Source organism: Microbacterium sp. H1-D42 (assembly GCF_022637555.1).
Classification (GTDB): domain Bacteria; phylum Actinomycetota; class Actinomycetes; order Actinomycetales; family Microbacteriaceae; genus Microbacterium.
Window position 1 is genome coordinate 1,485,804 of the sequence record NZ_CP093342.1, and the last position, 20,337, is coordinate 1,506,140.

A 20,337-nucleotide genomic window follows, 5' to 3' on the forward strand; every position below is an offset into this window, starting at 1 on the left:
TGAGGCGCAGATGAGAGAGTTCACATGTTGGTTCGCAGCCGGTAGCCGGCGCCGCGGACGGTTTCGAAGCGCTCGGCGCCGAGCTTGCTGCGCAGGTAGCGGATGTAGACGTCGACCACGTTGGATCCGGGATCGAAGTCGAAATCCCAGACGCGGCTCAGCAGCTGCTGTCGGGTGAGCACCTCGTCGGGATGGCGCAGGAACGTCTCCAGCAGGGTGAACTCGCGCGTGGTCAGCTCGATGTCGAGCTCGTCGACGCGTGCCCGCCGCGTGCGCAGGTCCAGGCTCAGGTCTCCGGCTTTGAGCACGGTCGACTCCGTCGCGGACGGCGTGGTGAGTCGCAGGCGGATGCGTGCCAGCAGCTCATCGAACGCGAAGGGCTTGTGCATGTAGTCGTCCGCGCCGCCGGACAGGCCCGCGACGGTGTCCTCCACGGCATCCCTGGCGGTGAGGATGATGATCGGGATCTCCACCCGCTCCGCACGCAGGCGGCGCAGCACGCTGAACCCGTCGAGCCCTGGCAGGCCGATGTCGAGGATCATCAGGTCGAACTCTCCGCTGCGGGCGAAGGCGACCGCATCGCTGCCGTTGTCGACCGTCTCGGAGCGGAAGCCGTTGGCCCGCAGCCCCTTGACGATGAAGGAGGCGATGCGCTCCTCATCCTCGGCGAGCAGGATGCGGTTCATGGAGACTCCTTGTGGGTGGGCGCAGGCAGGTCGAGCGTGAAGGTCGCACCATGACCCGGTCGTGAGTCGACACGGACCGTGCCGCCGTGCGCCTCGGCGATGCGGGCGACGATGGCCAGTCCGAGGCCGCTCCCGGGGCGCCGCTCTCCGGATGATCCGCGGGTGAATCGTTCGAAGATGTGGGGCTGTTCGGCGTGGGGCACTCCCACTCCTCCGTCGCGCACCCACAGCAGCAGGTGGTCGTGCTCGATGCGTCCGCCGATCGCGATGGGATCTCCATCGGACGTGTGGGCGACGGCGTTCGCGATGAGCTGCAGCAGAGCCTGAGTGAGGCGTTGCCCATCGGCCTGCACGAGCCCTTCGGGGATCTCATCGATCGACCAGGTGCGTGCGGCCAGAGCAGACCCCTTTGCGAGTGTCTCCACGACCAGATCGGCCACGTCCACGGTATCGATCAGCAGGAAATCGGGTCGCTCGGCGCGGGCCAGCAGGATCAGGTCGTCGACGAGTCGCGACATCCTCTGCAGTTCGTCATCGACCAGCCGCAGGGTCTGCTCCCGATCGGCGGCGTCGTAGCCCATCAGCTCGAGGTGTCCGCGGATGACGGTGATGGGCGTGCGCAGCTCATGGCCGGCATCGTCGAGGAACCTGCGCTGGCCGTCGAAGGCGGACTGCACTCGATCGAGCATCCCGTTGAAGGTCACGGCCAGCTGAGCCACGTCGTCGGTGCCGACGACGTCGATTCGCCGGTCGAGATCGCTGCCGTCGATTCCGGCCGCAGTCTCCTGAACCTCGCGGATCGGGGTGAGCGCGCGACCCGCGACGAACCAGCCGGCGGCGCCGGCCAGGATCAAGGAGAAGACGGCGGCGACGGACATCGTGATGATCGTCGAATGCACCTCCTGCTCCTCGGGCTCGAGGAATTCCACGACGATCAGCGAACCGGTCGTCGAGTCGCCGGTGAACGCGACGGGCATGGCTGCGTACATCGCCGAGCCTGCTGATGTCGCCACCCGGCCCGACTTCGGCGCGTCCAGTGCGCTCACGCCGGTGATGAACTCCTCGTCCACGTCAAGACGAGCCGGAGGCGTGTCGGCGCTGCGGCGGTCGGCCCTGCCGTGTACGACGCTGAAATAGGTCTCGTCCTGCTCGGGGACGTTGTGCGACAGATAGGCGGTCAGCAGCTGCTGGGGGTCGGTGAACCCGTTGCCCGTGCTCGGGTCGACGCCGGTCGCGAAGGCCCGCAGCTTCTCTGCTTCATGTTCGAGTTCGGTGACGGCGTTGGCTTCGACACGCGACATCAGCACCCGTCCGGTGGCGAGCACGATCACGCCGAGGGCGAGAGCGACGACCAGGAGCGTCCAGGCGAGGATGCGCGTGCGCACGGTAATGCCGCGGCGACGCTCAGTCATCGTCGTCCCTCTCGTCGCCGTCCAGTTCGTCGTCGTCATCGCCGGCCGGAGACGGTGGGGCTGGTGGGACCACCGTGGCCTCGCCGGGAGTGGGCTCTGGAGTGGGTTCGGGAGCCGGGGGAGTGGGCGGCTTCTCCACCACATGCGGGGTGACGGTGACGACGGGGCCGAGGTCCGGAGCAGGCGGCACCAGCACTGCATCGGCGGCCCACCAAGCCCCTACCAGCAGTGCGGTACCCACGGGCACCGCGACGAAGGCCCAGCGTCTCATGGCACCAGTCTTGCTGAGATCGCGCGCGGATAACGCCAGATGAGAGGGTTCTCACCATCGGCGAGGCGTGCAGACAAACTTTTGCAAAGAATTGCTTGCAAAGAAGTCTTTGCAAGAGTATCTTTGCATGCATGACGAACAACGAGCAGGGACGCACCCTCGACGCAGGCGCACTGAAGGCTCTCGCGCACCCGCTGCGGGTGCGCATCTACGACCTGCTCAGTGAGCGGGGTGCCCAGACGGCCAGTTCGCTCGCGACGCTGATCGGCGAGACCTCCGGGTCGACCAGCTATCACCTGCGTGCCCTCGCCGCACACGATCTGATCCGCGAGGTGCCGGGAAAGGGCACAGGGCGGGAGCGCTGGTGGGAACGTCCGAAGGGTCGCATCAACCTGCCGGGACCCGACGAGAGCATGTCGCCGGCGAACCGCTCAGCGGCCCAGATCGTCACCGCGGAGTTCTTCCGTCTGCGCCACCAGACGCTGATGGACTACCTCAACCGACCCGCCGACGAGCAGTCGGAGGAGTGGAAGGACGCCGGGCTCGTCATGACGACGATGCTCGATCTCACCCCTGAGCAGATGACCGAGCTCAAGGACCAGCTCAGCGCGGTGGTGGATGCCGCGGTCGAGCGCTACAGCGGCCAGGAGGGCCGCTCCGACACCAGGCGCGTCTCGCTGCGTGCCGAGATCTTCGATCTTCCCGCGGCGAGCAGCCGCGGCCTCGCACCCAAGGAGTGATCATGACCGCTGCAACACTTCACCTCGTCGCCCCGACCCGCCTCGAGCGCGGCCTCCAGGGCATCGCCGCTTCGCTGAGCAGCTACGTGGATTCCCGCATCGCCGCTCGCGCCGAGCGTCGCGAGATCGCCCTGGACCTGCTGCGCGAGCAGCACGCCCGCAGGCACGACCCTCGGGCCCTCGACATCGCGCTGCTGTCGATCGGCTCGCGCCCGCGTCCCTGACGCAGAGGCCGGGATCAGTCCTGGAACGGACGTGCGATGACGTCGCCGGATGCTGTCAGCAGGACTTCCCAGCCCGCATCGAGCTCGGCGATCGGACGGCCCTCCAGCCAGGTGAGCGTCCAGTACCCGGTCAGGCCCTGTGCCTCGACCTCTGCGATCGCGGGGCGCAGTTCAGCGGGCACGGATGCCGGCGGCTGTGTGCCCGTGGCCCAGCGCGTTCCGAGCTGCATCACGCCTCCACCGGGGCGAGCACGATGTCCGTGACGGTCAGCTCATCAGCATCCGCGAACGACAGCTCGGCGATCCGACCCACGGCGCGCAGGTCGTCGGCGGCAGCCCGCAGCGCCGCCACCTTCGCGGCCGGGGCCGCGATCGTCGCGCTGGTCACCGGGGTCTTCTGCGAGGCCTTGGCCTCGGTCTTCGCTCGGCGGATGCCGATCAGCGCCTCGCTGGCGGCGGTGAGTACCGCGGTGTCACCGTCGATACCAAGTGGCGCGGGCCAGGCAGCCGTGTGGATCGAGCCCTCCTCGAACCACGACCACGCCTCTTCGGTCGCGAACGACACGATCGGGGCGAGCAGGCGCAGCAGCGTCGACAGCGCCAGGCGCAGCGCGAGGGCGGCGGATGCCTGGCCCACGTCGGTCTGGTCGTAGGCGCGTTCCTTGACGAGCTCGAGGTAGTCGTCGCAGAACGTCCAGAAGAACGCCTCGGTGATCTCCAGCGCCTTGGCCTGGTCGTAGTTCTCGTACGCCGAAGTCGCGTCGCGCACCACAGCATCCAGCGTCGTCAGCATCGATGCGTCCAGCGCGTGCGTGACCTGCGCCCCTTCGGGGACGGGGAAGGACAGCACGAACTTCGCCGCATTGAGGATCTTGATCGCCAGACGGCGGCCGATCTTCACCTGTGTGGGGTTCTGCGGATCGAAGGCGGCGTCCATGCCGAGGCGGCTCGACGCCGACCAGTACCGCACCGCGTCCGAGCCGTGCTTGTCGAGGATGTCGGCCGGGGTGACGACGTTGCCCTTCGACTTCGACATCTTCTTGCGGTCGGGGTCGACGATGAAGCCGCTGATCGCGGCGTTGCGCCACGGAGAGCGGTGATCCTCGAGAGTGGAGCGCAGCATGGTCGAGAACAGCCAGGTGCGGATGATGTCCTGACCCTGCGGGCGCAGGTCGAACGGCGCCACGGCGTTCCAGAGCTCTTCGTCGCGCTCCCAGCCGCCGGCGAGCTGCGGGGTCAGCGATGAGGTCGCCCACGTGTCGAAGATGTCGGCCTCGGCGTCGAATCCGCCCGGCACGCCGCGCTGATCGGCCGTGTAGCCGACCGGCACGTCGCTGGTCGGATCGATCGGCAGCAGGTCGTGTGCCGGAGTGATCACGCGGTCGTAATCGCGCTCGCCGTTCTCGTCGAGGCCGTACCAGATCGGGATCGGCACGCCGAAGAAGCGCTGGCGCGAGACCAGCCAGTCGCCGGTCAGGCCACCCACCCAGTTCTCGTAGCGCACGCGCATGAAGTCGGGGTGCCAGGCGAGCTGCTTGCCGTTCTCGATGAGGGTGTCGCGCAGCTCGGCGTCACGGGCGCCGTTGCGCACGTACCACTGGCGCGTCGACACGATCTCGAGCGGACGGTCGCCCTTCTCGAAGAACTTCACCGCGTGGCTGAAGGGCTTGCCCACGGCCGTCATGTCGCCGGTCTCCTGCAGCTTCTCGACGATGGCCTTGCGTGCACTGAACACAGTCTTCCCGCCGATGTTCTCGGCGTACCAGGCGCTCGCGTCGGCGTCGCCCACCGACGCCGGGGCATCCGGCAGGAAGCGGCCGTCGAGGCCGATCGTCGTCATGTTCGGCAGCGATTCGCCCGCGGTGGTGCGCAGCTCGCGCCACCACACGATGTCGGTCACGTCACCGAAGGTGCAGACCATCGCGGCTCCGGTGCCCTTGTCCGCCAGGGCGAGGTGGTGGCCGTGGATCTCGATCTCGGCATCGAAGAACGGCGTGCGCACCTTCGTGCCGATCAGGTGTTTGTGCGGACCCTCGGGGTGGGTCACGATCGCGATGCACGCCGGCAGCAGCTCGGGGCGCGTCGTGTCGACGGCGATCGAGCCCGAGCCGTCAGCGAAGGGGAATTCGATGGTGTGGTAAGCGGCCTGCTGCTCGCGGTCCTCGAGCTCGGCCTGCGCGATCGCCGAGCGGAAGTCGATGTCCCACAGCGTCGGCGCCAGGGACTGGTAGGCCTCGCCGCGCTCCAGGTTGCGCAGGAACGCGAGCTGGCTCTGCCGGATCGTGTCGTCCGAGATGGTGCGGTACGTCTGGGTCCAGTCGACACTCAGACCGAGCTGGCGAAACAGCGCCTCGAACTGCTTCTCGTCCTCGACGGTGAGCTTCTCGCACAGCTCGATGAAGTTGCGGCGGCTCACTGGCAGCTGGTCGGCCGCGCGGGAGGACTTGTTGTCGCCACCCTCGAACGGGGGAGTGAAGTCGGGGTCGTAGGGCAGCGAGGGGTCGCAGCGCACGCCGTAGTAGTTCTGCACGCGACGCTCGGTGGGAAGGCCGTTGTCGTCCCAGCCCATCGGGTAGAACACGTTCTTGCCGCGCATGCGCTCGAAGCGCGCCTTGATGTCGGTGTGCGTGTATGAGAACACGTGGCCGATGTGCAGGCTGCCCGACGCCGTCGGCGGGGGCGTGTCGATCGAGTAGACGCTGTCGCGGCCGGATGCGCTCGCGCCGGCGCGGTCGAAGCGGAACGTGCCCTGCTCGGACCAGTTCTCACCCCACTTCGCTTCGAGGCCTTCGAGTGCGGGCTTGTCGGGAATGCTGGACATGGAGGTCTCCTCGAGCGATGTGTGCGGCACTGTGTGAGCGTGCCTGAGTGTGGGTTGTCCGCCCAGTCTACCGGGGTGCGTGCGAGCGGGGCGGATGCCGGGGCCGGGTGGAGTGCAGGCCGTTCAGTCGCGCAGTCGGATGCCGAGGCCGGCCGCCATGACCGGTGCGAGCAGCTGCACCTGGAACGGCGACATGGTCACCCCTCGCAGGCTGTTCACGTCGAGGAAGGCGTCTGCATCGAGGCCGCGCAGATCGACGTGCGCAGCGCGCATCCCGCGGGGGTCGACCTCGTCGGCGCGGCAGTTCTCGAAGCGCACCCTGGTGAGCTCCGCCTGCGGGACGTCGAGGCTGTGCAGCGTGCAGCCGGTGACGAGGATGTCCTCGCCGCGAGCGCCGCCGAGCGTGAGGTAGTCGACGCGGACATCTGTCAGCTCGAGTTCGGCGACGCGTGCACTGCTCAGATCGAGCGTTCCGATCCGGCCGCCGACGATCCGCAGACGACGCACGGTGGCATCCCGCATCGTGAGCGAGGCGATGCGCGGCGCGCTCATCTCGACATCGAGCAGCGTCGCGCCGGTCAGGTCGACGCCCTCCGCGTCGGCCGTGATCCGACACTGCTCGAGCGAGGAATGCGCCAGATCGACGTCGCCGCGCAGGGGAACCTCTGCCGCGAGCAGATCGGCGGCACGTCTGGGAACAGCGGGGCTGAGGACGTCGGGCAGGTCGGGTGGGGAGACACGGGGAGCGATCAGCGAGTCAGTCGAGCGAGCCATCCCGCGAGACTATGCCCGGCCACCGACGCTCGAGTATCAGCATTCTCCCAGGCTTGCTACGTTGGAGGAGGCGGTTCACGACGACGTCACCGCTGGAAAGGAACAACACTCCTATGTCCCCTGTCCTTCTGATGTTGATCGGGCTGGCCATCTTCGCCGCCGGATACGTCTTCTACTCCCGTTATCTGGGGAAGAGCATCTTCCGCCTGGACCGCGCGTTCAAGACCCCGGCGCATGAACTGAACGACGGCGTCGACTACGTGCCGACCAACAAGTTCATCCTGTGGGGTCACCACTTCACGTCCGTGGCCGGTGCGGCGCCCATCGTCGGGCCCGCGATCGCCGTGATCTGGGGATGGCTGCCAGCATTCCTGTGGGTCACCATCGGGACGGTGTTCTTCGCCGGCATGCACGATCTCGGTGCCCTGTGGGCGTCCAACCGCAACAAGGGCCGCTCGATCGGCGCGCTGTCGGAGCGCTACATCGGCAAGCGCGGCGCGAGCCTGTTCCTTGTCGTCATCTTCCTGCTGCTGCTGATGGTCATCGCGGCGTTCGCCGTCGTGATCAAGAACCTGTTGATCAGCACTCCTACGGCAGTCATCCCCACGTGGGGTGCGATCGTCGTCGCGCTGCTGGTCGGCGTGGCGGTGTACCGCTTGCGCTGGAACCTGATTCCGGTCACCATCGTCGGCGTCGTCGCTCTCTACTCGCTGATCGTGCTCGGCGACAGGGTGCCGGTCGTCCTCCCCGATGACTTCCTCGGCATGGGGCCGGCGACCTTCTGGATTCTCGCCCTGTTCGTATACGGTGCGATTGCTTCGCTGCTGCCCGTGTGGGTGCTGCTGCAGCCGCGTGACTATATCAACGGCGTGCAGCTGTTCGTCGGCCTCATCCTGCTGTTCGGCTCGGTGCTCACAGCCACGCTGTTCTCGGCGGAAGGACTGCATATCGTGGCGCCGGCCATCAACACGGCCGTGCCGGAGGGCACGCCCAGCATGGTGCCGCTGCTGTTCGTGACCATCGCGTGCGGTGCAATCTCGGGATTCCACGGCATGGTCTCGTCAGGAACCAGCTCGAAGCAGCTCGACAAGGAGACGGATGCCCGCTTCGTCGGCTACTTCGGCGCCGTCGGCGAGGGCCTGCTCTCGCTGGGAACCATCCTCGCCGTCATTGCCGGCTTCCGCACGGTCGCCGAGTGGAACGAGGTCTACAGTGCCTTCGGGGCTGGCGGTGTGACCGCGTTCGTCAACGGCGGTGGGGCGATCATGGAGGCCGGTCTCGGACTGCCGGCGTCGCTGAGCGCCACGGTGCTCGCCACGATGGCCGTGCTCTTCGCGGCGACCACGATGGACACCGGCATGCGTCTGCTGCGCTTCGTCGTGCAGGAGATCGGCGTGTCGATGAAGGTGCGCATCACCAAGGTGCCCGCGACGATCATCGTCGTCGTGGTGGGCCTCGGCCTGACGTTCTCGCAGGGGCTCGGCGGCGACGGCGGCCTGCGCATCTGGCCGCTGTTCGGCACGACGAATCAGTTGATGGCGGCTCTGACGCTGTCGATCATCGCCGTGATGCTGATCCGCAAGCGGCGCAACCCGCTGCCGGCGCTGCTGCCGCTGGTGTTCGTCTTCGTGCTTTCGTTCTGGGCGGCCATCGAGCAGCTTGCGGCATTCGCCAACCCGGCGCAGCCGGACTGGCTGTTGCTGGTGCTCGACATCATCATCATCGCCTCCAGCGTGTGGGTGGCGATCGAGGCGGCGATTGCGATGCGCAAGGCGGCCAACGACCCGCCAGAGCTCGAGCATGAGGATGCTGAGCTGCAGGCGGTGCGCGAAGAGGTCTGAGTGATTTTCGACCCTGAGGCGGTCCAGCGTCTAAGACGACGCTGGACCGCCATCCGGCAGGGGCTCGCGGAGTACTACGCGGGCCCCTACCGGCAGACCCTCGCGCGTGAGCGGCGCGATGAGGACGACCTGTTCGCACTGATCGTCCTCGGCGAGGCGCTCGGCGTGCCCGATCCGGCTGCCTACTACAGCGCTGAGCTGATGCCGCTGCTGGCCACCGACTTTCACGACTGGCATCGCCGCATGGGCATGCCTCGATCACCCCTGGACCACGTCTCATGCTGCTAGAGGACCTCGACCGTCGGATGCTGTTCATCGGCGGCAAAGGAGGGGTGGGCAAGACCTCACTGGCATCCGCTGTCGCTCTCGCCCGTGCCCGGGCTGGTGAGCGTGTGCTGGTCGTCTCGACCGACCCCGCCCACAACCTCGGTCACCTGTGGCAACGGCACGTCGGCGACCAGCCTGTGCGGCTCGCCACGTTCGACGACGGTGCACTCGATGGTGTCGAGATCGACCCGCAAGCCACGATCGAGCGGCATCTGGCATCCGTCGAGCAGACCATGATGCGGCTGCTGCCCGAACAGCAGCACGGCGCCGCGCGGGCGCACCTTGAGCGTGCGCGCGAAGCCCCGGGCAGTCACGAATCGGCTGTGTTGGAGCGCATCGCCGAACTGGCGGAGCTCGGGCAGACGGACTACGACGCCGTGATCTTCGACACCGCGCCCTCAGGGCACACGCTGCGCCTGCTGGCCCTGCCTGGCCAGCTGGCGGGATGGACGGAGACGCTGCTGCGCAACCGCGACCGTTCCGAGCGATTCTCGGCGGCGATGCGCGGCCTGACCGGACGGGATGACCCCGAGGGCACGAGTGAAGCCGAGCTGCGACGCACCCTGCAACGGCGACGCGATCGCTTCGACGCCCTGCAGAAGGCGATCGGCGATTCGCAGCGCACTGGTTTCGTCGTGGTGTTCACCGCCGAGGCGCTGCCCGTGGCCGAGACCCTCGATGTGGTCGACAGTCTGCGCGCGATGCATGTCGAGGTGGCGGCGCTGATCGCGAACCGACGCTCGCCCGCAGATGCCGGCGAGCTGCTGCGCACTCGCCGAATGGGCGAGGACGCGCACCTCGCTCGCGTCCGTGAGCGGGTGCCGGACGTGATGATCCTCGAAGTGCCGCTGGTGCCGGGGGAGCTGACCGGCTCGGATGCCATCGCACACGTCGCCGATCTGCTCGAGGCGGCCGGCTGACACCTCACGACTACGCTGATAGATTGCTAGCATGCAAGACTCGCCGAAAGCGCAGTTCAACGTCTACCTGCCACAGGATCTCGTACGTGCGGTGAAGCACCGCGCGATCGACGAGGGCTCCAGCCTTTCCGCTCTGGTCGAACGCGCGCTGCGCGAGTACCTGGACGGAGTGGACTCGTGACAGTCACGGTGCAGCAGATCGTCTACGCACGCGACGAACCTCGCTGGTATGCGCTCGCCGCAGTCCTCGGGCTGGTGGCGCCGTTTCCGCCTGAGGCCGGCTGGGCGGAGTTCGACGGCGGGGGAGTGCTCGCCATCCACGCCGAGACGCCGGAGTACGCCGACGGCACGACCGACCTACACCTGCTGGTCGACGATCTCGACACCGCTCAGCGCGCTCTCGCCGGCCGCGACGCGCAGCGCACGCACCTGGACGGCGTCGGCGACATCCTGGTCGTCCGCGCGGCGTCCGGCGTGACGATCAGTGCGTCGGCGGGAGCGCGTGCGACCAGTGGCGATGTGTCGGTGCAGCCGATCTGGTTCCAAGACCACATCGCCGAGGCCAGGGGAATCCTCGAGGCGTTCGGGCTGCAGGCCGATCTGGCCGCGGATCGCGGCGGCTGGGTCGAACTGCAGGCAGAAGGCGGCGGCGCGGTGGGCGTGCACTCGGCATCCGGCCGTGACACCGGAAGCGGCGCAGGCATCGGACTCAGCTTCCTCGCTCGAGGGGATCTCGACGCATTCGCCGAGCGGCTCTCGGATGCCGGCTTCTCAGCATCCGTCGTCGATGAGGCCTACGCGCGCACGATCCGCATCGACGACCCCGAGGTCTGGATCAACGGAGTTCAGGACGACCTGTACGGCTACCACCGCGCGGACTGATCGCTCTGCCGTAGACTGGCCCGACAAGCTTTGATCCGGCCATCACCGGGGAGCTCTCGGAAGAACGCTTCTGCGGAGGCAAGTAGAACCGAGCGGGGCAGGCCCGTCATGGCCGCAGTGAGAGAGGTTCCCGGTCAACAGGCCGAGAGCACGTGAGGTGGTACCGCGGTCCGCGCGTCAGCACGGGTCGTCCTCGCAGCAGCATCCGACACGATCACTGCGAGACGAACATGACCTACCCGCGCTCAGGCACCGCCTTCGGCCCCGCCGCCGTCACTCCGAGCCCTCGGTTCCCCGAGATCGAGCAGGAAGTGCTCGAGTTCTGGAAGAACGACGACACGTTCCGCGCGTCGATCGCGCAGCGCGACGGCGCCGACGAATGGGTCTTCTACGACGGCCCGCCGTTCGCCAACGGCCTGCCGCACTACGGGCACCTGCTCACCGGCTACGCCAAGGACGTCTTCCCGCGGTTCCAGACCATGCTCGGCAAGAAGGTCGACCGCGTGTTCGGATGGGACACGCACGGTCTGCCGGCAGAGCTCGAGGCCATGAAGCAGCTCGGCATCACCGAGAAGAGCGAGATCGAGGCCATGGGCATCGACGTGTTCAATGGCAAGGCGAAGAGCTCGGTGCTCGCGTACACCCGCGAGTGGGAGGACTACGTCACACGCCAGGCACGCTGGGTCGACTTCGAGCGCGGCTACAAGACGCTCGACCTCGGTTACATGGAGAGCGTGCTGTGGGCGTTCAAGACGCTCTACGACAAGGGTCTCGCCTACGAGGGCTACCGTGTGCTGCCGTACTGCTGGCGTGACGAGACCCCGCTCAGTGCCCACGAGCTGCGCATGGACGACGACGTCTACCAGGACCGTCAGGATCCATCGGTCACCGTCACGTTCCCGCTGACAGGTGCCAAGGCCGAAGCGCTCGGTCTCACGGCCGTGCGCGCCCTCGCCTGGACGACCACGCCGTGGACCCTGCCGACCAACCTCGCCCTCGTCGTCGGACCCGACATCGACTACGTCGTGCTTCCGGCAGGCCCGAACGGCGCCGCCGACATCGTCGCCGGCGATGATGTCGCCGAGAGCGCAGCGCACCGCTACCTGCTGGCTCGCGACCTGGTCGGCGGCTACGCCAAGGACCTCGGCTACGAGTCGGCGGATGACGCGCTCGCCGCCGTCGAGGCGACGCACCGCGGCGCGGCGCTCGAGGACGTCCACTACGACCGCCTGTTCGACTACTACGCCGACACCGAGACCTGGGGCACCGAGAGCGCCTGGCGCATCCTCGTTGACGACTACGTCACCACCACCGACGGCACCGGCATCGTCCACCAGGCCCCGGCCTACGGTGAGGACGACCAGCGGGTCACAGGCGCCGCAGGCATCCCGACGATCATCTCGCTCGATGACGGCGGACGCTTCCTCTCGGCCGTGTCGGACGTTGCCGGCGAGCTGTGGATGGATGCCAACACTCCGCTGATCCGGCTGCTGCGCGCCGCGGGTCGGATGCTGCGCGAGCAGAGCTACGTGCACTCGTACCCGCACTGCTGGCGCTGCCGCAACCCTCTGATCTACAAGGCCGTGTCGAGCTGGTTCATCAGGGTCACCGACATCAAGGACGACATGCTCGCGAACAACGAGCAGATCACCTGGGTGCCCGAGAACGTCAAGCACGGCCAGTTCGGCAAGTGGCTCGAGGGCGCGCGCGACTGGTCGATCAGCCGCAACCGGTACTGGGGCTCGCCGATCCCGATCTGGAAGAGCGATGACCCCGAGTACCCGCGCGTCGATGCGTACGGGTCACTCGAAGACCTCGAGCGCGACTTCGGCACGCTGCCGCGCAACCCCGAGGGTGAGGTCGATCTGCACCGCCCCTACATCGACGACCTGACGCGCCCGAACCCCGACGATCCCACCGGCAAGAGCATGATGCGCCGCATCGAGGACGTGTTCGACGTGTGGTTCGACTCCGGATCGATGCCGTACGCGCAGGTGCACTACCCATTCGAGAACCACGACTGGTTCGACGCGCACGCGCCTGCGGACTTCATCGTGGAGTACATCGGGCAGACCCGCGGCTGGTTCTACGTGATGCACGTGCTCTCGACCGCCCTGTTCGACCGCCCCGCCTTCACCGGCGTGAGCTGCCACGGCATCGTGCTCGGCTCAGACGGGTACAAGATGTCGAAGTCGCTGCGCAACTACCCGGACGTCAGCGAGGTGCTCGACCGCGACGGGTCGGATGCCATGCGCTGGTTCCTCATGTCGAGCTCGGTGCTCCGCGGCGGCAACCTCGCCGTGACAGAGGAGGGCATCCGCGCCGGCGTGCGGGAGTTCCTGCTGCCACTGTGGAGCTCGTGGTACTTCTTCGCGACCTACGCGAATGCCGCATCCGCCGATGGCTACGAGGCGACCTGGCGCACGGACTCGACCGATGTGCTCGACCGCTACATCCTGGCGCGTCTGGGCGACCTCGTCCGCGACGTGCGGGTCGACCTCGAGGGACTCGACTCCACGACGGCATCCGCGCGTCTGCGCGAGTTCGCCGAGGTGCTGACCAACTGGTACATCCGCCGCTCGCGCGACCGGTTCTGGGAGGGCAGCTCCACCGAGGCGTTCGACACGCTCTACACCGTGCTCGAGACGCTCACCCGGGTGGCCGCGCCCCTGGTGCCGCTGATCAGCGAGCGCATCTGGCAGGGCCTCACCGGCGGACGCAGCGTGCACCTGACCGACTGGCCCGATGCCGACGCATTCCCGACCGCCGACGATGTGCGCGACGCCATGGATGCTGTCCGCGAGCTCTCCAGCGTGGGCAACGCGCTGCGCAAGAAGGAGAAGCTGCGCGTGCGCCTGCCGCTGGCTCGGCTCACGGTGGTGTCGCCCCTCGCTGCGGATCTCGCCCAGTTCGAGGGCATCCTTCGCGACGAGCTGAACGTCAAGGCTGTCGAGCTCGTGCAGCAGGGGGAGAGCACCGCCGTCGACTACGGCATCAGCCACCGTCTGAGCGTGAACGCCCGTGCTGCGGGCCCGCGTTTGGGCAAGGAGGTGCAGAAGGTCATCCGCGCCGCCAAGGAGGGCTTCTGGACCGAAGAGGCAGGCGTCGTGACGGCCGACGGCATCACCCTGGAGCCGCACGAGTACGAGCTGGTGCTTGAGACCTCTGGTCGCCCCGAGGGCGAGGCGCTGGCCATCGTGCCCTCAGGCGGATTCGTGCTGCTCGACACGGCGACCACGCCCGAGCTCGAGGCCGAGGGTCTGGCCCGCGACGTGATCCGCGCTGTGCAGGACACACGCAAGAAGGCCGGCTTCGACGTCAGCGACCGCATCCGGCTCGACCTGCTGTTCAGCTCGGCCGAGGACGCCGACGCAGTCGCGGCAGCCTTCGAGACGGCCGGCGTCGCCGAGGAGACACTCGCCACCGAGCACCGTCTGCAGGTGATCGGCCGCGAGGTGCAGCTGCCCGCTGACGCGCCTGGAGAGGTCTGGCATCCGATCGCATTCGGGGTGGCACCCGAGCACGTCGAATTCGTCGCACCGGGCACCTACGCGAACGGCGGCGGCTTCTACGTCGCCGTCAGCCGTGACGAGAGGAACGCAGCATGAACGACACGCAGCGCGCTGACGCCGTCTACGAGAAGCTGATGGAGCGGGCGGGGGAGCGGTGGGTGCAGCCCCGCAAGGAGCGCGTCGCGCGCATCCTGACCCTGCTGGATGACCCGCAGCGCACCTACCGGGTCGTGCACATCACCGGCACGAACGGCAAGACGTCGACCGCCCGGATGATCGAGAGCCTGCTGCGGGCGCACGGCCTGCGCACCGGCCTGTTCACGAGTCCGCACCTGAAGCGCTTCACGGAGCGCATCATGATCGACGGCGAGCCGATCGCCGACGGCTCGATCGCCGACGCCTGGGACGAGATCGAGCCGTTCATCGGCATCGTCGACGCCGAACTCGAGGGCGCGGGGGACGCACCGCTCACCTTCTTCGAGCTGCTCACCGTGCTCGCCTTCGTGGCAGCATCCGATGCCCCCGTCGACGTCCTCGTGCTCGAGGTCGGCATGGGCGGGTCGTGGGACTCGACCAACACCGCCGACGGTGACGTCGCGGTCTTCGCGCCGATCGACCTGGATCACGCCGACCGACTGGGAGAGACGATCGCCGAGATCGCCGAGGTCAAGGCCGGCATCATCAAGGACGGTGCCGCGGTCGTCTCGGCTGAGCAGTCGGCCGAGGTCGCAGATGTGCTGCGTCGCGTCGCCGCTGAGCGGGGCGCGACCATCGCGTTCGAGGGCGACAGTTTCGGCCTCGCCGCGCAGAAGCTTGCGGTCGGAGGGCAGCTGCTGACGATCAAGGGCCTTGCCGGCGACTACGCCGACGAGTACCTGCCGCTGTACGGCGCGCACCAGGGGCACAACGCGGCGCTCGCCGTCGCTGCTGTCGAGTCGCTGATCGGCGGCGCCACCCAGCGCATCGCCGCAGACATCCTGACCGATGGTCTGCAGGGCGCCACCTCGCCGGGTCGCCTGCAGCTGGTCGGCATCGCGCCGACCGTGGTGGTGGATGCTGCGCACAACCCGCATGGCGCCGCCGCGCTCGCACGCTCGCTCGACGACAGCTTCGACTTCGACGAGTGGGGGCTCGTGCTCGGCGTCTTCGCCGACAAGGACGCCGCCGGCATCATCGATCAGCTGCTGCCGGCAGTGACGGAGGTCTTCGCGACCTCGCCCGACTCCGACCGGGCCAGTGACGCCGATGCGATCGCCGACCTCGTCGAAGAGCGCGATCGCCGCGCGAGCGTGCACCCGACGCTGGCTGAGGCCGCAGATGCCGCACGTGAATGGGCGGCATCCGGTGAACGCCGTGCCGTCGTCATCGCCGGATCCATCGTGCTCGCCGGTGAGGCGCTGCTGCTGTCAGAAGCCGACGACTGGAAGTCGGGGTGGCGCGCATGAGTGCCGACACGGCAGGACCTCGCCGACAGCGCGCACCGCGGACACTCGCTCAGAAACTCGGCTCGATCGTGCTGGGCTCCGAGGCGCTGGTCGTGGTGCTCGCCGGTCTCACCGTGTTCGGCCTTCGGGCGCTGCCCGAGGGCATCGCCCCGTGGTGGGCGATCGTGGGCGGTCTCGTGCTGGCCGTCGCGTTCGTCGTGGTCGCAGGCTCCATCACGAAGCCCTGGGCGATCGCCGCAGGATGGACGCTGCAGGGTGCGGTCGCCCTCGGCGCGTTCCTGGAACCCGCCATCCTGATCGTCGCCCTGATTTTCGGTGGCATGTGGGCGTATGCGACGATCGGTGGGGCCCGCATCGACCGACAAGGTCCGGCGGGGCCGCCGGCAGAACCTCACACAGAGAGCGAATGACATGGCCACTGAAGAAACCCTGATCCTCGTCAAGCCCGACGGCGTCGCACGCGGTCTCACGGGCACGATCCTCGCCCGCATCGAGGCCAAGGGCTACGCGCTCGTCGACCTGCGTCTGGTCGAGCCCGACCGTGACCGCCTCGCGGCGCACTACGCCGAGCACGAGGGAAAGCCGTTCTACGAGCCGCTGCTCGAGTTCATGATGTCCGGCCCGTCTGTGGCGATCCGCGTCGCCGGCAACCGCGTCATCGAGGGCTTCCGCTCGCTCGCAGGCACGACCGACCCGACCTCGGCCGCCCCGGGCACGATCCGCGGCGACCTCGGCCGCGACTGGGGTCTGGCCGTGCAGCAGAACCTCGTGCACGGCTCCGACAGCCCGGAGTCCGCAGCGCGCGAGCTCAACATCTGGTTCTGACTGAACACACGAAGAAGGGGACGTCCGGATGGACGTCCCCTTCTTCGTTGCTTCAAGGGTTTCAGTGGTCGGTCAGAACACCATTCCGGCGACCTCGCCGAGCAGGTCGAGGCCCGCCAGCTGCGCCATCGCGACGATGATCGCGTAGGCGAGGATCGTCGCCAGGGGCACCCAGGCCATCATCCGGTCCGCGCGTGCGCGGGCGGTCGCCGAGGTCGTGAGAGTGCCGTTTCTCACCAGGTGCACCCCGGTGGCGAAGAACGTCGGGATCGTCACCGCCCATGTCGCCATGCACCAGGGGCACAGCACTGCGAGCACGAAGATGCTCTGGAAGATCAACCAGCACACGAACGCGAAGGCGGCAGTCACCCCGAGCCCGAAGAGCGCCCAGAACCAGCGCGGGAACTTCACCGCGCCGACCACGGCGACACCGACGACCAGTACGGCCATCCATCCGGTGAGGCCGAGGATCGGGTTCGAGAAGCCGAACACCTCGCCCTGCCACGAGCCGAGGTTCTTGTCGCACTGCAGCATGACGCTGACGTAGCAGCTCGTCTGCGAACCGGGGTTCTCGAGCAGGAAGAACTTCTCGAGCGTGAGCTGGAAGGCGGCCCACCACCCCAGAACGCTTGCGATGATGAGCCAGATTCCGTAGCCGAGATATCGGGGACGCTGCGTGGTCATGGCGTGATTATCCCAGCGTCGCCTATGGGTGAGCGCCACATGGGCCCGCGCGCGGTCGTGTCGGAGCCTCTCGAAGAGGCCGGATGCCACGTGCGCGCCTGCGAGGTGCGATAATGGCTCAGGACGAGGTCGCGAGCAGTCGCGACCGAATCGACAAGACTTCGGGGTCAAATGCCCCACGCGGTCCGGCCACAGTGCGGATCGCAGCCGATTGAGTTCGCGGCGCAGTTCGCCGCACGAGTTTTCGCGGAGCACGCAATTGCCCGCGCAGGGAGCAAGCCAGAGATGGCCGACGAGAATGATGACAAGACCACCCCTACCCTCGACACGACGCCGGCGCAGCCGGTAGTCGAGAGCGCCGCGGCGCTCGACGAGGTGGAATCGGATGCTGCCCCGCAGACCGCCGAGACCGTGACGTCGACGGAGCCAGAGGCTTCAGGGGAGCCTGAGGCACCTGACGAGCCCGTGCTCGCCACGGAGCCCGAGGTGCCCGTCGAACCCGAGGTCGCCCCGGCGGCCGAGGTCGTCGTGCCAGAGCCTGAGGTCCTTGCAGAGCCTGAGGCCGAGCCGCAGGCACTCACCGCCGTGAGTCTTGGCCTGCTGCCTGAGGTCTTCATCTCGAAGGTCTCCACGCAGCTGCACTTCCACGCACCGGTGCTCAGCGCACTGCCGGCCCGCCCGCAGCACGACGACGACGATGATGACGATGACGACGACCGCGGTTCCGCAGCGTCGCGTCGTGGTCGTGGTCGTCGGCGAGGGTCGGACGGCGATGATATGCAGGACGAGCCGCGCCACCGTCAGCGCGCAGTCGAGTACATCACCGAGCCGAAGGCGATCAAGGGCTCCACGCGCCTGGAGGCCAAGAAGCAGCGCCGTCGTGACGGCCGCGATGCCGGTCGCCGGCGTGCAGTCGTCACCGAGGCCGAGTTCCTCGCCCGTCGTGAGTCCGTCGATCGCATGATGGTCGTTCGGGCCAAGAACGGCCGCACCCAGATCGGTGTGCTCGAGGACAACGTGCTCGTCGAGCACTACGTCGCCCGCAACCAGGACGCATCGCTGATCGGCAACGTCTACCTCGGCCGCGTGCAGAACGTGCTGCCGAGCATGGAGGCTGCCTTCGTCGACATCGGCCGCGGCCGCAACGCCGTGCTGTACTCCGGCGAGGTCGACTGGGAGGGCGTGACGACGGGAAACCAGCCGCGCCGCATCGAGCTCGCGCTCAAGCCAGGCGATCGCGTGCTCGTGCAGGTCACGAAGGACCCTGTGGGCCACAAGGGCGCCCGTCTGACCAGCCAGATCTCCCTCCCTGGTCGCTACCTGGTGTACGTGCCGGGTGGGTCGATGAACGGCATCTCCCGCAAGCTGCCCGACAACGAGCGCGCCCGCCTCAAGCGCATCCTCAAGGAGGTGCTTCCGGAGTCGTCCGGCGTCATCGTGCGCACCGCCGCCGAGGGCGCCACCGAAGAGCAGCTGACCCGCGACGTGCAGCGTCTCACCTCGCAGTGGGAGCACATCCAGAAGCAGGTCGCTTCGCAGCAGGCCCCCGCGCTGCTGCACGCTGAGCCCGACCTTCTGGTCAAGATCGTCCGCGATGTGTTCAACGAGGACTTCACCCGGATGACCATCCAGGGTGACGACGCGCAGCACACCATCCGCGCCTACCTCGAGAGCGTCGCCCCTGACCTGCTCGAGCGGGTCGAGACGTACACCGACGACGTCGACCCCTTCGACGCCTACCGCATCACCGAGCAGATCGAGAAGGCTCTCGACCGCAAGGTGTGGCTGCCCTCCGGCGGTTCGCTCGTCATCGACCGCACTGAGGCGATGACCGTCGTCGACGTCAACACCGGAAAGTTCGTTGGCTCGGGGGGAAACCTCGAGGAGACCGTCACCAAGAACAACCTGGAAGCGGCTGAGGAGATCGTCCGCCAGCTTCGGCTGCGTGACATCGGCGGCATCATCGTCGTCGACTTCATCGACATGGTGCTCGAGTCCAACCGCGACCTCGTGCTGCGCCGGCTCGTCGAGTGCCTGAGCCGTGACCGCACGAAGCATCAGGTCGCCGAGGTCACATCGCTCGGCCTCGTGCAGATGACCCGCAAGAAGCTCGGCCTCGGTCTGCTCGAGACCTTCAGCGAGGCGTGCGAGGTATGTGCAGGGCGTGGCGTGATCGTGCACCACGACCCGGTCGTCAAGCACCGCAGCGGAAGCGCCAACACGACGCAGGGGCGCCGCTCGCGCGGCAGCTCATCGCAGTCACAGCAGCAGCAGGCGCCGTCGGCGCCAGCTCAGCAGGCCGGCGCGAACGGCGGCACGCACAGCATCACCGAAGGCGCGAAATCGGCCCTCGCTGCGATCGCGGCATCGACCATCGCCCCGGCGCCCGATGCCGTGACGGAGACGCCATCGGATGTCCCCGTGGTCCCGGCGGCATCCGATCGGCCGAAGAAGTCGCGCAAGAAGCGCGGCGGCGACCGCAAGGCGCCGCGGAGCGAGGCTGAGCAACTGCTCGACTCCGTGCTCGATGCTCTTCCAGAGCCCAAGGCACCCGGTCAGGGGCGCAACCGCCGTCGCGTCACCACAGCGATGCTGACCCCGAACGCGTCCGACCAGGCGAGTTCGGGCGGCTCAGCCCAGACCGCGCCGGTCTCTGGATCGGATTCGCAGGCCTGATCCGATCAGCCGCCGTGTGAGCTCCTTGCCGCCGACCTTCTCGGCACCGGCGGCGAGGAGCCGCGGCACGGCGTCTGCCGGCACGTCGTAGTGGTCGAGGTCGAAGGCTCGCCTGGGGATGTCCTGTGCGGCGGCGAACGCGTGCAGCTCGTCCAGGCTCGCGTCGCTGACCAGGTGCGCCCAAAGGCGCCCGTGGGCCGGCCATAGTGGGTCATCGACGAGAATGGTCATGTGGTGAGCCTATGCTTCGGACACACCTCGGCGCTGACTTTGCGGCATCGGCCAGCATCCGGTAAA

The 20,337-nt window shown here is 67.9% G+C and carries 20 protein-coding genes; 12 read left to right on the top strand and 8 right to left on the bottom strand.

The window, feature by feature from the left end:
• Nucleotides 1-20: 20 nt before the first annotated feature.
• Genes MNR00_RS07050 through MNR00_RS07060 form a run of 3 tightly spaced genes read right to left on the bottom strand, consistent with a single transcriptional unit; the run spans nt 21 to nt 2,369 of the window.
• Nucleotides 21-686: a response regulator transcription factor gene (locus tag MNR00_RS07050; protein WP_241928443.1), complete on the bottom strand. Its 666-nt coding sequence runs from the start codon at nt 684-686 to the stop codon at nt 21-23.
• The gene (locus tag MNR00_RS07055) at nt 683-2,098 is read right to left on the bottom strand and encodes a HAMP domain-containing sensor histidine kinase (RefSeq protein ID WP_241928444.1); all 1,416 of its coding nucleotides are present in this window, start codon (nt 2,096-2,098) and stop codon (nt 683-685) included. Before MNR00_RS07055 ends, MNR00_RS07050 begins: the two co-directional genes overlap by 4 nt.
• Nucleotides 2,091-2,369, bottom strand: a complete 279-nt coding sequence (locus MNR00_RS07060; protein ID WP_241928445.1) for a hypothetical protein — start codon at nt 2,367-2,369, stop codon at nt 2,091-2,093. The genes MNR00_RS07055 and MNR00_RS07060 overlap by 8 nt, the downstream gene beginning before the upstream one ends.
• Nucleotides 2,370-2,500: 131 nt before the next feature.
• On the opposite strand from MNR00_RS07060, the gene MNR00_RS07065 reads away from it, so the two are divergent.
• On the top strand, nt 2,501-3,109 hold the full coding sequence (locus MNR00_RS07065) for a helix-turn-helix domain-containing protein (RefSeq protein ID WP_241928446.1): 609 nt from the start codon (nt 2,501-2,503) through the stop codon (nt 3,107-3,109).
• A gap of 2 nt (nt 3,110-3,111) precedes the next feature.
• Nucleotides 3,112-3,333 carry a hypothetical protein gene (locus tag MNR00_RS07070; RefSeq protein ID WP_241928447.1) on the top strand — a complete coding sequence of 74 codons (222 nt, stop codon included), beginning with the start codon at nt 3,112-3,114 and terminating at the stop codon, nt 3,331-3,333.
• A gap of 14 nt (nt 3,334-3,347) precedes the next feature.
• Here the strand turns inward: MNR00_RS07070 and MNR00_RS07075 are convergent, their stop codons facing one another.
• The 3 genes from MNR00_RS07075 to MNR00_RS07085 form a co-directional block, all read right to left on the bottom strand.
• Nucleotides 3,348-3,563 carry a hypothetical protein gene (locus MNR00_RS07075; protein ID WP_241928448.1) on the bottom strand — a complete coding sequence of 72 codons (216 nt, stop codon included), beginning with the start codon at nt 3,561-3,563 and terminating at the stop codon, nt 3,348-3,350.
• The gene (gene valS, locus MNR00_RS07080) at nt 3,563-6,154 is read right to left on the bottom strand and encodes a valine--tRNA ligase (RefSeq protein ID WP_241928449.1); all 2,592 of its coding nucleotides are present in this window, start codon (nt 6,152-6,154) and stop codon (nt 3,563-3,565) included. Before valS ends, MNR00_RS07075 begins: the two co-directional genes overlap by 1 nt.
• Nucleotides 6,155-6,277: 123 nt before the next feature.
• A complete protein-coding gene (locus MNR00_RS07085) occupies nt 6,278-6,928 on the bottom strand; it encodes a pentapeptide repeat-containing protein (protein WP_241928450.1) in 651 nt (216 codons plus the stop codon).
• Between the two features lie 113 nt (nt 6,929-7,041).
• Between MNR00_RS07085 and MNR00_RS07090 the strand changes: the two genes are divergently transcribed.
• The 9 genes from MNR00_RS07090 to ndk all read left to right on the top strand — a co-directional run bounded on the left by MNR00_RS07090 (nt 7,042) and on the right by ndk (nt 16,680).
• The gene (locus tag MNR00_RS07090) at nt 7,042-8,769 is read left to right on the top strand and encodes a carbon starvation protein A (RefSeq protein WP_241928451.1); all 1,728 of its coding nucleotides are present in this window, start codon (nt 7,042-7,044) and stop codon (nt 8,767-8,769) included.
• 3 nt (nt 8,770-8,772) lie between these two features.
• Nucleotides 8,773-9,057, top strand: a complete 285-nt coding sequence (locus MNR00_RS07095; protein ID WP_241928783.1) for a cory-CC-star protein — start codon at nt 8,773-8,775, stop codon at nt 9,055-9,057.
• Nucleotides 9,048-10,016 (top strand): ArsA family ATPase, encoded by a 969-nt coding sequence (locus MNR00_RS07100; RefSeq protein WP_241928452.1) that lies wholly within the window; start codon nt 9,048-9,050, stop codon nt 10,014-10,016. The genes MNR00_RS07095 and MNR00_RS07100 overlap by 10 nt, the downstream gene beginning before the upstream one ends.
• A 31-nt stretch (nt 10,017-10,047) precedes the next feature.
• Nucleotides 10,048-10,197, top strand: a complete 150-nt coding sequence (locus tag MNR00_RS07105) for a CopG family transcriptional regulator (protein WP_241928453.1) — start codon at nt 10,048-10,050, stop codon at nt 10,195-10,197.
• The gene (locus MNR00_RS07110) at nt 10,194-10,898 is read left to right on the top strand and encodes a hypothetical protein (RefSeq protein WP_241928454.1); all 705 of its coding nucleotides are present in this window, start codon (nt 10,194-10,196) and stop codon (nt 10,896-10,898) included. Before MNR00_RS07105 ends, MNR00_RS07110 begins: the two co-directional genes overlap by 4 nt.
• A gap of 230 nt (nt 10,899-11,128) precedes the next feature.
• A complete protein-coding gene (gene ileS, locus MNR00_RS07115; RefSeq protein WP_241928455.1) occupies nt 11,129-14,506 on the top strand; it encodes an isoleucine--tRNA ligase in 3,378 nt (1,125 codons plus the stop codon).
• On the top strand, nt 14,503-15,855 hold the full coding sequence (locus MNR00_RS07120) for a folylpolyglutamate synthase/dihydrofolate synthase family protein (RefSeq protein ID WP_241928456.1): 1,353 nt from the start codon (nt 14,503-14,505) through the stop codon (nt 15,853-15,855). The genes ileS and MNR00_RS07120 overlap by 4 nt, the downstream gene beginning before the upstream one ends.
• Complete coding sequence (locus MNR00_RS07125) at nt 15,852-16,265, top strand: DUF4233 domain-containing protein (RefSeq protein ID WP_347271929.1); 414 nt, start codon at nt 15,852-15,854, stop codon at nt 16,263-16,265. Before MNR00_RS07120 ends, MNR00_RS07125 begins: the two co-directional genes overlap by 4 nt.
• A gap of 1 nt (nt 16,266) precedes the next feature.
• Complete coding sequence (gene ndk, locus MNR00_RS07130) at nt 16,267-16,680, top strand: nucleoside-diphosphate kinase (protein ID WP_241928458.1); 414 nt, start codon at nt 16,267-16,269, stop codon at nt 16,678-16,680.
• 72 nt (nt 16,681-16,752) lie between these two features.
• Here the strand turns inward: ndk and MNR00_RS07135 are convergent, their stop codons facing one another.
• Nucleotides 16,753-17,364 (bottom strand): vitamin K epoxide reductase family protein, encoded by a 612-nt coding sequence (locus MNR00_RS07135; RefSeq protein ID WP_241928459.1) that lies wholly within the window; start codon nt 17,362-17,364, stop codon nt 16,753-16,755.
• 285 nt (nt 17,365-17,649) lie between these two features.
• Between MNR00_RS07135 and MNR00_RS07140 the strand changes: the two genes are divergently transcribed.
• Nucleotides 17,650-20,040 (top strand): Rne/Rng family ribonuclease, encoded by a 2,391-nt coding sequence (locus MNR00_RS07140; protein ID WP_241928460.1) that lies wholly within the window; start codon nt 17,650-17,652, stop codon nt 20,038-20,040.
• Here the strand turns inward: MNR00_RS07140 and MNR00_RS07145 are convergent.
• On the bottom strand, nt 19,996-20,271 hold the full coding sequence (locus MNR00_RS07145) for a DUF4031 domain-containing protein (RefSeq protein WP_241928461.1): 276 nt from the start codon (nt 20,269-20,271) through the stop codon (nt 19,996-19,998). The two genes, MNR00_RS07140 and MNR00_RS07145, sit on opposite strands and share 45 nt — an antisense overlap.
• Nucleotides 20,272-20,337: the final 66 nt, after the last annotated feature.